The following is a 13,887-nucleotide window of genomic DNA, read 5'->3' on the forward strand; positions in this document are numbered from 1 at the left end:
TTTCACGGGGCTGTTCCCACACTGGTGTGGGAATGGGGGCGTGCCGGACGCCGTCGGCGGTGCCCCACGGGCACCCGTGGGCAGCTGCCGTGACGACGGAGCCTCCCGCGGACGTCAGGGCAACTGGACGTCGCGCTTTCCCAGTGGCCTTACGGCCGGGCCCTGCAGGATGCTGCCGTCGGGGGCGAAGCGGGAGCCGTGGCAGGGGCATTCCCATGCCTGTTCCGCGCGGTTGAAGGCGACGAGGCAGCCGAGGTGGGTGCAGCGGGCCGAGACGGCGTGGAGCTGGCCGCTGTCGTCCCGGTGGACGGCGCACCGGTGTCCGCCGACCCGGATGACGACACCGTCCCCGGGGGTGAGGTCATCGGCTGCGGGGGCCGTGACGGGTGGGAGCCGGTCGCCCACGAAGTGCTTGACCACGTGAGCCTGGTGCTTGAGGAACGACCCGCCTTCACGGACCACGGAGCCCAGTCGGCGGGGGTCGTAGAGCCCCGCCCATTCGACTTCCCGGCCCTCGATGAGGTCGCTGATCAGCCGGCCCGCCATGATGCCGCCGCTCAGGCCCCAACCCCCGAAGCCGGTGGCCACGTAGGTGTGATGGCTGCCGGGGTGGAGGGGGCCGACGAGGGGGACGGAGTCCGTGGAGTCGTTGTCCTGGGTGGCCCACCGGTGGGTGATGGTCAGTCCGGGGAAGCGGTCGGCGGCCCAGGCCGTCAGCCGGGCGAGGCGTTCCTCGACGTCGGCGGTACCGGGGGCACCGGGGGTGAAGTGCTCGCCCGTGACGATCAGCAGACGCTGCCCGTCGGTGAAGGGGGCGCTGCGCACGGACCGGGTGTTCTGCTCGGGCGTGATGTACATGTCGCGGGGCGCCACGTTCGCGTCGATGGTCCCCGCGACGACCAGTTCACGGCGTGGGGAGAGCCGGGTGAAGAGCAGCGCCCGGTCGAAGACGGGGTAGTGCGTGGCGACCACGACCTCGCGCGCCCGCACCTCGATGCCGGCGTCGGTGGACAGGACGCAGGGTTCGCCCTCGGTGAGGCCGGTGACCCGGGTCCCTTCGTGGACGGTGCCGCCGCGGCCGCGCAGATCTGCGGCCAGGGCGTGCAGGTACCTCACGGGGTGGAACTGGGCCTGGCCGGTCACCCGCACCGCTCCGGCCACCGGATACGGCAGCTCCGTCCCGGTGACGAACTCGGCCGGCAGGCCCGCCTCACGCGCGGCCCCGGCCTCCGCGCGCACCAGTGCGACGCCCCGTTCGTTCTCGGCATACGTGCAGGCGGCCGCTTCCTCCCAGTCGCAGTCGATGCCGAGGTCAGCGACGGTCTCGGCGGCCCGGCGGATCGCCGCCGACTGCGACTCGGCGTACAGGCGCGCGCCCTCCCGCCCTCGGGTGCGGCGCAGGTGGTCGTAGACGAGGGTGTGGAGCGCGGTCAGCTTGGCCGTCGTGTATCCAGTGACCCCGCCGGCGATCCGCCCCGCCTCCAGCACGGCCACCTCGCGTCCGCGCCGGGTCAGCTCCCAGGCGGTGCTGAGCCCTGCCACGCCGCCGCCGACCACGGCGACGTCGACAGAGATGTCCGTGGCCGGCGGAGGGGCGGGCTCGCCACCCGGCGCGGTCTCGATCCAGTACGACTCCCCGAGTCCTCCCTGGGCGTTCATGGCCGCCGAGTTCCCTCTCTGTCGAGGCGACACACGCGCGGTGGTCCGAATGCGCGCCTGGCCCCCGACCGGGCGAGCCGGTCGCCCGACCTCGTCGCACAGGTCGTGTTCGCCGGGGAGACCGACCTGCTCGACCTCGCCGCCACCCGCCACCCCCGGGCCCCGCGCCGACCACGCTGGACCAAGACCATGATCAAAACGCTGTCATCGCAGCTGCTCACCAGCCTGTGAGCCGATGCGGGAAGCGGAACCGGCCCGCACAGGAAGCGGCGGCCGTGTGGATCGCTCTCTCGCTGCCGTCACCGGGAAACCGTGGGTGACATGGAAAGACCAGGCAAGCAGGTGAAGGCGGGCGACGGTGTCTGCCCGCCGTGGGTGCTGCGCGGCTACGCGGTCCTCGCCGACGGGGAACGCGGAGCCGTGGTGGATCCGGAGGGACGCGTCGTCTGGTTGTGCGCGCCGCGGTGGCACAGTGCCGCGGTGTTCTCCGCGCTCATCGGCGACGGTGGCTACTTCGGTGTCCAGCCCGAAGACCCCTGGCATGTGTCGGGCGGCTACTACGAGAACGGCACCCTGATCCACGTGAGCCGCTGGCTGACCGGTGACGCCGTGATCGAGTGCCGCGACGCACTGGCGATGCCGGCGTCCGCCGATCGTCTCGTGCTGCTGCGCCGGATGCGGGTGGCGAGCGGCGCGGCGCGTCTCGGACTCACGCTCGATACGCGCCCCGGATTCGGTGCCGTCCGGGTGCCGGACGTTGCTGCGGCACGCCGGGCTCGGGTGCCGGGACGAGGTGGACGTCGCCGAGTCGGGCCTCGTCGCGGGTCATGCCAGGGTGCCCTCCTCGCAGACCCGGCGGGCGACCTCGTGGAGCTTGACGTTGTTCGCCTGGGAGTAACGGCGCAGCACGTCGAACGCCTCGTCCTCGGTGAGGTGGTGGCTGCCCATGACGATGCCCATGGCCTCGCCGATGGTGTGGCGGGTGGCGAGGGCCCTTTCCAGCTGGGCATGGGTACGGGCGGCGGAGAAGGCGACCGCCGCATGGGAGGCCAGCAACCATCCGGCCACCTCACTGACCTCGGTGAACGCGCCGGGATCGCGGGAGTAGAAGTTCAGGGCGCCGAGGTCTTCCCTCTCGGTGAACAGCAAAAAGCCCATCATGCTGCCGACACCGAGCTTGTGTGCCTGAGGGGCGTAGGTCGGCCAGCGCTGCTGCTCGGCGGTGAGGTCGGCGATGCGGAAGACCCGCTGACCCTGCGACGTCCGGGCCGCGTCGAAGCACGGCCCTTCCCCCAGCCGCTGCTGCAGCCGGTCACTGTCGGTGACCAGTTCGTCGGTGGGGGCGAGCGTCTCCACCTGCGAGTCGTGCAGCACGAGGATGCCGGCCGCGTCACAGCCGTCGACCAGTTCCGTGGCCGACGCGGTGATCCGCCGCAGTGTCGCATCGACCGAGTCCTGTGCCAGAAGATCCCGCGCCATCGAAGCCAGCTGCTCCGCGAACCGACCCCAGTCCACCTCGTCCTCCGCTGCTCGTCAGGCCCGGACGAGCCTCACCCCCGGTCTCGGGCGGGGCTCGCCATCACATCGCAGACAGATACCCCTGGCGGGCCGGAAGATGGCTCCGGGTGCTCTCGGCCGCCCCCGTGGCGGAGCGAACGGCAGACAGACGGGCTGTCGACCCGAAGCCCCAGTCCTTCGGGTCGACAGTCCGGGTGAAGTGCGAACAGGACCCCCCCGGGGGGGGTGCCCTGGGGCCCGGCTTCCAGGGACCTTGCTGCCGGCCGTCGGCGGATTGAGCCGTGTGCGCCCGGCGAGAATCCCGCCCGCCTGGAATCAGCCGGTCAAGCGGCTGCGCAGCGGTTCCTGGCCCAGGTCTGCGCCTTACAGCTGTCAGCCTGCGCCTTGCCGAACAACTCGACCAGTTGCTCGCCCTTCGCGTGGTCCTGGCCGCCACGCTGCTGGGCGGCGTCGGCGAGTCCGTTCAGGACATATCCGTCGGCTCGGTGTTCGCGCTGGTGGTGCCGCCTCACCTCCGGTCACGGACCCTGGGTGCGTACCAGACCGTCAGTTTCGGCCTCCGGCCGCTGGGTTCGGTCGCCGGTGCCCTCAGCGCCGCGACAGCAGGAATCCCCGTGGCGCTGCGGGTCGGCACGATCGGCGGAACACTCGCCTGCCTCCGGCTCCTTCCCTCTCGCCTGCTGTCGTTCCGCGGTCAGGACGACCCGTCCGAGCAGCCGGAAACCGCCACCGCTCTCGCGCAATGCTGCAGGGACGCCCTCGCCGTACCGGCACCGGACGGGCGGCCGCGATGATCCCCTGCCGGGTACCGGCCGGCAGACACCGGGGCCCTGACGCAGGGCGGGCTCTACTCAGGCAGACGGCTGAGTCCGCTTTTGCCGGCCACATCTCAGTTGCTCGTGCCGAGAGTCTGCGCCAGTGCGCCGAGGGTCACGTCGACGATGGCGCGCAGCTGTTCCGTGCTCGTGCCGGCTCTGCTCATGACGGCGAGGGACTGGTTCACGGCCGCAAGGTGGGTCGCGAAGGACTCGGCTGCCTCGTCGTGCAGGCGGCCGGCCTTGAGTGCGGCGCGTAGCCGGGTGTGCTGGAAGCCGATCGCCTCCCGTGCACGCGCCGCGACGCTCGCGCTCAGCGCTGGGGTCGCCATGACGGTTTGGGCCACCAGGCATCCGTCGGGCAGAGCGGGGTCCGCGATGCGTTCCAGGGTGATGTCGAAGAACGCCCGCGCGGCCGCCAGGGGCCGGTCGGCGGCGCAGGCCAACGCGGCGTCGTACTTGTCGCCGTAACGCGTGGTGTAGCGCTCCAGGCAGCGCAGGAAGAGCGTGTCCTTGTCGCCGAGGGAGGAGTAGATGGAGCTGCGGTTGAGCCCGGTCGCCCGGGACAGGTCGTCCACCGACGTGTCCGCGTAGCCGTCGCGCCAGAACTGGATCATCGCGGCATCGAGCGCCGTGGCCATGTCGAACTGCTTCTTGCCTGCCATGCCGCACCTCCCACCTGCTCTGCCAGCTTGGTGGAGATCATCATCCCATCTTGAACCAGTCAGTTCAAGATGGGTTAGGGTGAAGGCGTGATCACGGCCGGACACTCCGCGGACCGCACGGCGCAGCGACACGCCCACCTCGTGCTCGCGGTCGGCGCCGTCGCGTTCGTCTGCACCGTTGTCATGGCGGGCGGCACACTGACGATCCCGCTGTACGTGCTGTGGGCCTCACAGTTCGGCTTCGGACCGCTCACCACCGTCGTCGTGTTCATCGCCTACGTCGTCGGAGTCGTCGGCACCCCGCTCGTGGCCGGTTCCCTGTCCGACGCCGTCGGCCGCCGCCCCGTTCTCGCGCTCTCCCTCGCCCTCACGGCGCCGAGCACTCTGGGATCCGCGCCGGCGGACGACCTCACGGTCCTGCTGCCCGGTTTCGCCGATCAGGCCGTCGGGACACGGGTCTCCAGCACCATGCTCGCCGCTCTCGTCGTGTCCACCTCGCTCGTGGGCCTCGTCCTCGGCCGACGCACCGGATCAACCATCCCGCCCGACACCTTCAGCAGACCGTCGACACACCTCACACCAGTGGAGGAGAATCATGAACGAAACCGCAGGCGCCCCCCGCGTCTCCGGCAACCCGGTCCGCGACCTGCCGCTGCCCGACCTGGCGGGTTTCACCCACCGTTGGGTCGACGCGGGCGGCGTCCGGCTGCACGCGGTTGAGGGCGGCCGGACGGACGGTCCGGCCGTCGTGCTGCTCGCCGGGTTCCCGCAGACCTGGTGGGCATGGCGCAAGGTGATGCCGAACCTGGCCGACCGATTCCACGCCATCGCGATCGACCTGCCGGGCCAGGGCCACTCCGAACGCCCGGACATCAGCTACGACACGCACACGGTCGCCGCGCACGTCCACGCCGCGGTCAAGGCGCTCGGCGTCTCGACGTACTGGCTGGTCGGCCACGACATCGGCGCGTGGGTCGCCTTTTCCCTCGCCTTGAAGTACCAGAGCCAGTTGCGCGGCCTGGCACTGCTCGACGCCGGTATCCCGGGCATCACACTCCCTGACGCCGTTCCGACCGACCCCGGGCAGGCGTGGAAGACCTGGCACTTCGCCTTCCACCTCGTGCCCGACCTGCCCGAGACACTGCTCACCGGCCGCGAACGGGAGTACGTGGGCTGGTTCCTGAAGGCCAAGACCCTCTCCTCCGACACCTTCGACGACGCCGAAATCGAGCAGTACGCCGCGTCCGTGGCCGCCGACGGCGGTCTCCGTGCATCCCTGGCCTACTACCGGGACGCCGCCGCCTCGGCGCAGAAGAACCACGAAGCGCTGGAACAACAGCGCCTGACGGTCCCGGTTCTCGGGATCTCCAGCAGCCACGGCTCCATCCCCGACATGGCGGCTTCCATCAGGCCGTGGGCCGACCACACCACCGGGATCGTCGTGCCGGACGCAGGACACTTCATCCCCGACGAACAGCCCGATGCCGTCGCTGCCGCGCTGACCGGCTTCATCACCGAAGACGATTGAGACTCGCCGGAAGCAAGCGTCAGAGCCGGCACCCGCACCCCTGACCGACTCGGCACGAGCGTGAACAGCGCCGGGCCCACCGGGCTCCCGCCCGGGCCGAACTGGCCGCCGAGGTTCTCGGCGAACTCATCGACGAATGATCCGGCTCCGTCCGTTTCACCGCGTCCGCCCCGCACGAAGGGCTGGGTGCCCCGCGCGGTCCGGACGCGGTCGGCCTCGACGGTGATCACGACGGTGGTGAGAACGCACGGTCGCCGGTCCGGCGGTCGCGTCTTCAGCGCTGTCCGCGATCGAGCGCGGCCACCTCGCGTACGGCCTCGGCGACGGCCGTGAAGTCCTTCTTCAGGATCGCGTCGTGGTTGCTGGCGACCTTCGCGCCGAGCCGGAGGTTCGGGTTTCGCCCGAATACCTCGTCGAGGCCGGCGCGGATGCGTTCCTGCTCGTCACCCTTGCTTCCGAGGGACGCCCCGGAGGCCAGCACGTACCGCACCGGAACGGTGACGTCGTCCAGTACGGGACCCAGTGCGCGTTTGCGGGAGATCTTGCCCAGCTCGATATTGCAGTCCGCCATCTGGGCGGGGGTCATCCGCGGGGTCAGGCCCGTCGGGCGCAGCAGCGGCAGGAACCAGCCCATCCGCCGGAACATCTTCCGGATCCGCTGCTCCATGGCCTCGTCCAGCCAGTCGTACGGCTGCGCGCCGTCGACCAGGACCGCACCCAGGCAACGCTCCGGGTTCCGGTGGGCCCAGTGCGCCCCGACGAACGCGCCGTACGACCAGCCCACCACCAGCGCCCGATCGACGCCCCTGGCCGCGAGCACGGCGTCGACGTCCCGGACGGCGGCCTCGAAGGAGTAGTCCGCCGAGCGCTGCGACTTCCTGCCGCGGGCCCGCTCGTCGTAGGTGATGTGCCGCCACCCCGTCCCCAGTTCGGCGAGGACCCGCCGCCAGTACCCCTGCGTGGCGAACTGGCCGTTGAGGTAGACCACCGGGGTGCCGGCACCGCCGGTGTCGGTGACGGCCAGGGCCGTGTCGTCGACCGGCACCATGCCCGTCCACGCCGAACCGTTCGAGGAAGTGCTGTTCTTCGTCATGTCGTTGTTCCCCCTGATCGTGTGGGCTGTCGGGTACGGCTACTGCGGGCCGGGCCCTGCACGTGGCTCGCGGCGGGCCCGGCCGGGGCGGTTCTGGTGCCGCTTCTTCAGAGGCTGCGGGCGGTGATGTCGCCGCGGGAGGTGGTGGCGCGGAGGTCCAGTTCGGTGCTGCCGTCGTTCTTGAGGGCGTTGCTGACGCGGCCGTAGTCGGTACCGGCGTCCAGGGCGGCCGAGACACCGGCGGCCGCGGCTACCGAGATGTCGCCGTCCTGGGTGCGGAGGACCACCGTGCCGCGGCCGGCTTCGTTGATCCGGATGTCGCCCCGTGCGGTGCTGATCTCCGCGGAGCCACCCAGCCGGCCGAGCTCGACATCGCCGTCCAGCGCGACGAGGCGGACACTCGCGGCCTCGTCGATCTTGATCTCGCGGTATGCGCCTTCGAAAGCGACGTCGCCGAGGCGTCCGACGCCGCGCAGCTCCGCGCCGGCGGCCTTGCCCTCGACGCGGGAGCCGGCGGGCAGCTGGACAGTGACCTGAAGGGACCCGGAGGGGCCGAAGAGCTGGTTGCCGGGGGCCGACGTCGTGATCCGCAGCACGCCGTCGGCGTAGGTGACGGTGGTCTGCTCGGCGGCCTTGGTGTCGCGGTTCTTGGAAGGGTTCGAGGGGAGGACCTCGACGGTGGTGTCGGCGCGGTCCGCGGCGAAGAACTGGACGCGTCCGGCGGGGATGTCCACGACGGCGGTGATCGGGGCGGGGGTGGCGAACTTCTGCATCACTGTCTCCCATGACTCACTGTTTCCGATGAATGAAAAGCTACGTTGCGTTCATTGATCCAGCAACACACCAGCTGCACGCAAACTCTATTCATGCAGCTAGATAGCGGGAAAGTGTTGCGCTGGCCATCGAGGTTAACGCAACGAAGACCACTCGCCCGTTGCAATAGATTGAGAATGAACGCTACTCTGAAGACAGCAGGGACCACCGAGGGGCACGAAGGAGACCGCGATGCCGGGAGGCAGGCTCACCCAGCAGGAACGCCAGCAGATCGCACTGGGACTGGCCGACGACCTCGCCTACGCCGAGATCGCCCGCCGCCTCGACCGTCCGACCTCGACGGTCACCCGCGAGGTGATGCGCAACGGCGGCCCCACCGCCTACCGCGCCGACCTGGCCCACCGCGCCACCGAACGCCGCGCCCACCGGCGCGGGCAGACCGCGCGCCGAGGGACCGAGGCACCCCTGCCGGCCTACGGACGCGATCCCGAGGCCGTGCGGGAGTACGAGGAGGCGCTGACCGCCGTCATGATGGCTTCGGGCATGACCGCGATGCCGGCCCGGGTGATGGCCTCCATCACCCTCACCGACACCGGCAGCCTCACCGCGTCCGAACTCGTCGAGCGCCTGAAGGTCAGCCCGGCGTCCGTCTCCAAGGCGATCGCGTTCCTGGAGAGCCAGAGCCTCGCCCGCCGGGAACAGGGCGAAGGCCGCCGTGAGCGTTACATCGTCGACGACGACATCTGGTACCAGTCGATGATGGCAAGCGTCCGGGCCAACGCCCGGGTCGTCGAGATCGCACGGCAGGGCGTCGACGTCCTCGTCCCCGGTACCCCGGCCGCCAACCGCCTGGAGAACGTCGCCCGCTTCCTCGACTTCGTCAGCGAGAGCCTTGCCCGCGCAGCGGAACAGGCCCGCGAGATCCTCCACACGAAACCCGGAACAACCTCGAAACCCGGAACAACCTCGAACGGCACCGACCGACCAAGTCCGGACAACGGATAGACAGGCGTCTCGGCCCACGGCCGCGACCGTTCTCCTCGACCGCCGCTGCACTGATGGCCCCCAAGGCCGGAGTCACCCCACCGTCGCGAAGTCACGCGCTCGCAGGAGCCCGGTCCAGCCGATCATGAGGCCTTTGCGCATGCCAGGGGGCACATCCGTGCCGAGGTCCTCCGTAGGGGTGCGCTGGGAGTGGCGCAAGGCCATGGGGCGTGAGGCTCGTGGTGATGGGAAGCCAGCAGGATTCGGCGCGGTCCTGTGCGTTGCACCCGCGGACCGGGATGCCGGGCCAGGGGGCGCCCAATAAGGCGCTGGCCCAGCAGAACGACATGGACGCGCGCGGATCACCAGCAGCCGTGCGACGCGTCGCACGCGGCGCCGGCGTCCACGCGAGGCGTCCACGAAGACCGGCCGTGCCCGGTCGTTCTCCGGTGTGTCCGGCTCCGATGCGGAACGGCCGGAGCCGTCGTGGTCCGTCGGCAGCACGGTGATGACGTCACCGTGCGGAGAGATCCAGGGCCATGGCAAAGCGCTGCGCGCGACCACCTGGCAGCGGCTGGTCGCGGCAGCCGGCGGTGCGGACCAGGTCGCCGCCTCCTGCGCCGAGCAGCCGGCAGGGGCGACGGCGAGCCGAGCGTACGGTGGCCTCTTCCAGGCCCACCGGCCCACCTCGGTGGCCGGCCCGCCGTCCCCTGCGTACTCGGCATCCGCGCACCGCAACCGTCTCGGGTGGACAGGGCTCACCGCACTCGTCGCTGTCGCCGTGGCCGTACACCTGGGCCTGGCCGGCGCGCTGCGGTCCGCCCCGGACCCGACGTCCTGGGCCATGGGCGCGGCTCCGGTCGTGATCGCGACGACACGCGCGGCCGTCCTGACCGTGGGCCGCAGACTGCACCGCCGGGGCCGACGACGTGCCTGAAAGCCACCCCGAGCCGGCCCCTCCCCCATAGGGCCGATCGGTCACGATGAGGGCCCGGTGGCCCCTCCCTCATCCTGCCGGTGAGGTGCAACCGTCGATACAGGGAACGACGACCAGCGGCCGTCGGGGCCGCGCACCGGACGGCGGTGGGAACGATGACCGACAACCGTAGGCGCATTGCGGTGGTGGCCGCCGTGATCGCGATGGTCGGCGCAGGCACCGGCGTATGGGCCGCGACGCAGAACGACGGGGCGGGAAGCCTCAGCGCGTCCCACGCCGCTTATGGCATGTCCCGCATGTCCTCCCCCGGGTACGGCTCGTGCCAGGGCTACGGCCCGTCGGGCTGGGGCATGACGGGCGACCGCGGATACGGCAGCGACGGCGGCACCTGGATGGGACCGGCGATGATGGGCGCAAGCCCCTGCGGGCTGGTCGGCAACGGACAGCCGGTGAGCTCGCCGGCGATGGCCAGGGCCCGGGCGCAGGACTTCGCCGACCGGCTCGGCCTGCGCGTGGGTGAGGTCATGCAGTTCTCTCGCAACTTCTACGCCGAACTGAACACCACCGGCGGCCGGCACGCCACGGAAGTCCTCGTCGACCCGGCCGACGGCGCGGTCTGGTTCGAATACGGCCCGACGATGATGTGGAACACCGAGTACGGCATGCACTCCGTCTCCGGCGGCGCGAAGCCTCGCGTCTCCGCTGCGGATGCCCGCGTGATCGGCCGCCAGTGGCTGGACGACCACCACACCGGCTGGACACCGGGCGAGGCGGAGCAGTTCCCGGGGTATTACACGCTTCACACACTGGCCCACGGGAAGATCACCGGCATGCTGTCGGTCAACGCCACCACCGGCCAGGTCTGGTACCACAGCTGGCACGGAGACTTCATCGCGATGACCGACGGCTGAACCGGCTCCCGGTGACCAGTCCATGCGGCTGTGGAACGTGATCCTCTGGCGGGCACCGCGAGAGGAGCCGCTTGTCGCGTCGATACGCACACAGCCGGTTCGGGGCGGACTTGGGCGACAAGTCGGCAACTCGCCCTGGCAGGAAACGGGCGCATACGTCGAGGAAGCCGGGCCGTACCGCGTCGTGACGGCATGGCCGGGAGGGGTCGGTCCGGGCTTGGCGTGGGAGTCGGCGGTCGCCTACACCTCGATGTGCGAACCCATGATGACCGTCCGGTCGCGGGGCAGGCCGAAGTACTCGGCGGCATCGGCCGTGATGTAGGACGTGGCGATGAACAGGCGCTTGCGCCAGGGCGCCATCGTCGGCGCCGCTCCACGGCGGAGCTCGATCGTGGACAGGAAGTAGGACGCCTCGTCGAGTTGCAGCGGCCCCTCGGTCGAGGCCGGGTCCAGCGCCGCCAGGATGCCGGGCACGTCCGGTGTCTCCATGTAACCGACGTGGGCGGTGACGTGGATGATCCCGTCGTCGGCGTAGCCGAGGCCGTCGACGGTGATCCGCTGGTCGGCCGGGACGCGGGGAACGGGTTCGGTCGTGATGGCCAGGATCACGACCTGGTTGTGCCGTACGTGGTTGTGTTCGAGGTTGGCCCGCATCGCCAAGGGTGCGGTCTCCTTGCCCCGGTTGAGGAAGACGGCCGTGCCGGGCACGCGGAGCGTCGTCGCCTCCTTGGCACGGAGTTCCTCGATGAACTCATCCAGCGGGCCCTCGCGCCGTGCCCGTTCGGCGGTGACGAGCTCGCGGCCGCGCTGCCAGGTGGTCATGACGGTGAACACGGTGAGGCCGATCAGCAGCGGCAGCCAGGCGCCGTGGACCAGCTTGGTCAGGTTGGCGGCGACGAACAGCAGGTCCACCGTCAGCAGCAGCGCCGCGCCGACGCCGATCAGCCAGCGCGGGGTGCCCCACTTGGCGCGGGCGATGTAGAAGAACAGCAGGGTGGTGATGGTGATGGTGCCGGTGACCGCCATGCCGAAGGCGAAGGCCAGCGCCGCGGAACTGCGGAACGCGAAGACGAGGGTGAGGACCGAGACCATCAGCAGCCAGTTGATCCAGGGGACGTAGATCTGGCCCACGGTGGACTCGGAGGTGTGCGCGATCCGCAGCCTCGGCAGATAGCCCAGCTGTGCCGCCTGGGAGGTCACCGAGTACGCGCCGGTGATCACCGCCTGGGAGGCGATCACCGTGGCGGCCGTGGCCAGCAGGACCATCGGCCAGCGTCCCCAGCCCGGCACGAGCAGGAAGAACGGGCTGCTGATGTTGTGCGGGTCGGCGAGGATCAGCGCGCCCTGGCCGAGGTAGCTGAGGACGCACGCCGGGAAGACGAGGAACAGCCAGGCGCGCGTGATCGGACGGCGTCCGAAGTGCCCCATGTCGGCGTAGAGCGCCTCGGCTCCGGTGACCGCGAGCACGACCGCGGCCAGGGCGAAGAAGGCGGTGCCGAAGTGGCCGAACAGGAAGCCCGCCGCATAGGTCGGCGACAGTGCCTTGAGGATCTCCGGATGGTCGGTGATGCCGATGACGCCGCAGGCGCCGATGGCCAGGAACCAGGCGATCATGATCGGCCCGAACACCCGGCCCACCGCCGCGGTTCCTCTCCGTTGCACCAGGAACAGCACCACGATGATCACCGCGGTGATCGGTACGACCGCCTCGCCCAGCGACGGTTGGACGACCTTCAGTCCCTCCACCGCGGACAGCACGGAGATCGCCGGTGTGATCATGCTGTCGCCGAAGAACAGGGACGCGCCGAAGATGCCCAGGGCCGCCAGGATGCCGGCGGCCCGCGCCCCGCGCTGTCCGCTCCACCGGCGCAGCAGGGTGATCAGCGCCATGATGCCGCCCTCGCCGTCGTTGTCGGCGCGCATCGCGAGCAGCACATAGGTGACCGTGACGATGATCATCACCGACCAGAACACCAGGGACACCACCCCGTACACGTTCTCCGTGCTGACCGGGACGGGGTGCGGGTCGCCGGGGTTGAACACCGTCTGGAGGGTGTAGATCGGGCTGGTTCCGATGTCGCCGAACACCACACCGAGCGCCCCGACGATCAGCGAGAGGCGGACTGCCGCTCGCGGGTCCGGAGCATGGGGCCCTGACAGCCCCGTTGATGATCCTTCGTCCGAGCCGGCCGGGTGCCGATGGCTGGTCATGTCGATCCTCCGCGGCGCAGGCCGGTTACCGGGCGTGTCGTGCGGGACGATACAGGTCCGTTGATCGCCTCTCGGCAGCACACCCCGCATGCCGGTTCCCGATTCGGCACGGCGCAGAGGTCCACGAGTGATACCACGAGTGGTAGGGGTGAGCGGACCCTCAGGTACTCTGCCTCCGAAGCCAAGAAGTGCTGGTGGGTGTTCGGCGGCGTTGGGCTGGTCCGGCAGGTTGCGGGATTCACGATGCGCCGGAACCCGAATCTGCAGCAGAGCGACCCGACGCCCACGGAACGGCCGGGGACCACAGCGGCGCCGGCAACGGAGTGCCAACAGGGCCCTCTGCTTCGCGAGCACCGCAGCAGCGTTCCCCGCCTCCGCGCCGCCGAACTGCTCCTGGGGGAATCCCGGGAGTATGAGCGGCGCTCGGGAGCGCGTGGGGAAGGATCGACTGCGCGACGCGCACATGCCCCCCGAAAGACACGGAAGGGGTCATCCGTGCCGGCCAGAGGCGAGTGCGCCCTACCACCGCCGACCAGCGCCCTCGGGAAGACAACTTCCAGAAGGTCTCTTCGCACTCAGCCAGGACGACTCGCGGCCCCTTTGCCCAGGGCAACCACGTCCACTCTTGGCCGCTACAAGCGGCCTGAGCAGCACCTCAACCCGCCTGACAGCCCATCAGAACGAGCGTCGAATGAGCGTCAAGATACCCCGGAGAGCGTCATTTCAGCGTCAAGACATCGCCCGTGACGCCCACACCGCGCACCATCCAAGCCCGCAGGTCAGGCGCCCTTC

The 13,887-nt window shown here is 70.3% G+C and carries 13 protein-coding genes and 1 pseudogene; 8 read left to right on the plus strand and 6 right to left on the minus strand.

Annotated features, from left to right (window positions below; all coding sequences use genetic code 11):
- Nucleotides 1-114: 114 nt before the first annotated feature.
- On the minus strand, nt 115-1,659 hold the full coding sequence (locus ACZ4UV_RS41935; protein ID WP_467845357.1) for an FAD-dependent oxidoreductase: 1,545 nt from the start codon (nt 1,657-1,659) through the stop codon (nt 115-117).
- A 105-nt stretch (nt 1,660-1,764) separates the two neighbouring features.
- On the opposite strand from ACZ4UV_RS41935, the gene ACZ4UV_RS41940 reads away from it, so the two are divergent.
- Nucleotides 1,765-1,890 carry a hypothetical protein gene (locus ACZ4UV_RS41940; RefSeq protein WP_467845360.1) on the plus strand — a complete coding sequence of 42 codons (126 nt, stop codon included), beginning with the start codon at nt 1,765-1,767 and terminating at the stop codon, nt 1,888-1,890.
- A gap of 90 nt (nt 1,891-1,980) precedes the next feature.
- Nucleotides 1,981-2,361: pseudogene (locus ACZ4UV_RS41945) on the plus strand (trehalase-like domain-containing protein); the annotation flags it as partial.
- Between the two features lie 123 nt (nt 2,362-2,484).
- Here the strand turns inward: ACZ4UV_RS41945 and ACZ4UV_RS41950 are convergent.
- Nucleotides 2,485-3,174 (minus strand): GAF and ANTAR domain-containing protein, encoded by a 690-nt coding sequence (locus ACZ4UV_RS41950; RefSeq protein WP_451023132.1) that lies wholly within the window; start codon nt 3,172-3,174, stop codon nt 2,485-2,487.
- A gap of 407 nt (nt 3,175-3,581) precedes the next feature.
- On the opposite strand from ACZ4UV_RS41950, the gene ACZ4UV_RS41955 reads away from it, so the two are divergent.
- Nucleotides 3,582-3,971, plus strand: a complete 390-nt coding sequence (locus ACZ4UV_RS41955) for a hypothetical protein (protein WP_467845364.1) — start codon at nt 3,582-3,584, stop codon at nt 3,969-3,971.
- A 95-nt stretch (nt 3,972-4,066) separates the two neighbouring features.
- Here the strand turns inward: ACZ4UV_RS41955 and ACZ4UV_RS41960 are convergent, their stop codons facing one another.
- Nucleotides 4,067-4,657 (minus strand): TetR/AcrR family transcriptional regulator, encoded by a 591-nt coding sequence (locus tag ACZ4UV_RS41960; RefSeq protein ID WP_467845367.1) that lies wholly within the window; start codon nt 4,655-4,657, stop codon nt 4,067-4,069.
- A gap of 87 nt (nt 4,658-4,744) precedes the next feature.
- On the opposite strand from ACZ4UV_RS41960, the gene ACZ4UV_RS41965 reads away from it, so the two are divergent.
- Nucleotides 4,745-5,377 carry a hypothetical protein gene (locus ACZ4UV_RS41965; RefSeq protein ID WP_467845370.1) on the plus strand — a complete coding sequence of 211 codons (633 nt, stop codon included), beginning with the start codon at nt 4,745-4,747 and terminating at the stop codon, nt 5,375-5,377.
- Nucleotides 5,310-6,185, plus strand: a complete 876-nt coding sequence (locus ACZ4UV_RS41970; protein WP_467845512.1) for an alpha/beta fold hydrolase — start codon at nt 5,310-5,312, stop codon at nt 6,183-6,185. The genes ACZ4UV_RS41965 and ACZ4UV_RS41970 overlap by 68 nt, the downstream gene beginning before the upstream one ends.
- 274 nt (nt 6,186-6,459) lie before the next feature.
- Here ACZ4UV_RS41970 and ACZ4UV_RS41975 read toward each other — a convergent pair whose 3' ends face one another.
- Nucleotides 6,460-7,278, minus strand: a complete 819-nt coding sequence (locus ACZ4UV_RS41975; RefSeq protein WP_451022520.1) for an alpha/beta fold hydrolase — start codon at nt 7,276-7,278, stop codon at nt 6,460-6,462.
- A 107-nt stretch (nt 7,279-7,385) separates the two neighbouring features.
- Nucleotides 7,386-8,051 (minus strand): DUF4097 family beta strand repeat-containing protein, encoded by a 666-nt coding sequence (locus tag ACZ4UV_RS41980; protein WP_451022519.1) that lies wholly within the window; start codon nt 8,049-8,051, stop codon nt 7,386-7,388.
- Between the two features lie 232 nt (nt 8,052-8,283).
- On the opposite strand from ACZ4UV_RS41980, the gene ACZ4UV_RS41985 reads away from it, so the two are divergent.
- The 3 genes from ACZ4UV_RS41985 (at nt 8,284) to ACZ4UV_RS41995 (ending at nt 10,884) form a co-directional block, all read left to right on the plus strand.
- On the plus strand, nt 8,284-9,057 hold the full coding sequence (locus ACZ4UV_RS41985; protein ID WP_467845374.1) for a GbsR/MarR family transcriptional regulator: 774 nt from the start codon (nt 8,284-8,286) through the stop codon (nt 9,055-9,057).
- Between the two features lie 430 nt (nt 9,058-9,487).
- Nucleotides 9,488-9,973 (plus strand): hypothetical protein, encoded by a 486-nt coding sequence (locus ACZ4UV_RS41990; protein ID WP_451022517.1) that lies wholly within the window; start codon nt 9,488-9,490, stop codon nt 9,971-9,973.
- A gap of 155 nt (nt 9,974-10,128) precedes the next feature.
- Nucleotides 10,129-10,884 (plus strand): hypothetical protein, encoded by a 756-nt coding sequence (locus ACZ4UV_RS41995; RefSeq protein WP_467845377.1) that lies wholly within the window; start codon nt 10,129-10,131, stop codon nt 10,882-10,884.
- A gap of 240 nt (nt 10,885-11,124) precedes the next feature.
- Here ACZ4UV_RS41995 and ACZ4UV_RS42000 read toward each other — a convergent pair whose 3' ends face one another.
- Nucleotides 11,125-13,095 (minus strand): potassium transporter Kup, encoded by a 1,971-nt coding sequence (locus ACZ4UV_RS42000; RefSeq protein ID WP_451021629.1) that lies wholly within the window; start codon nt 13,093-13,095, stop codon nt 11,125-11,127.
- Nucleotides 13,096-13,887 lie beyond the last annotated feature (792 nt).

The sequence above is a fragment of the Streptomyces sp. NPDC028289 genome (assembly GCF_055565975.1).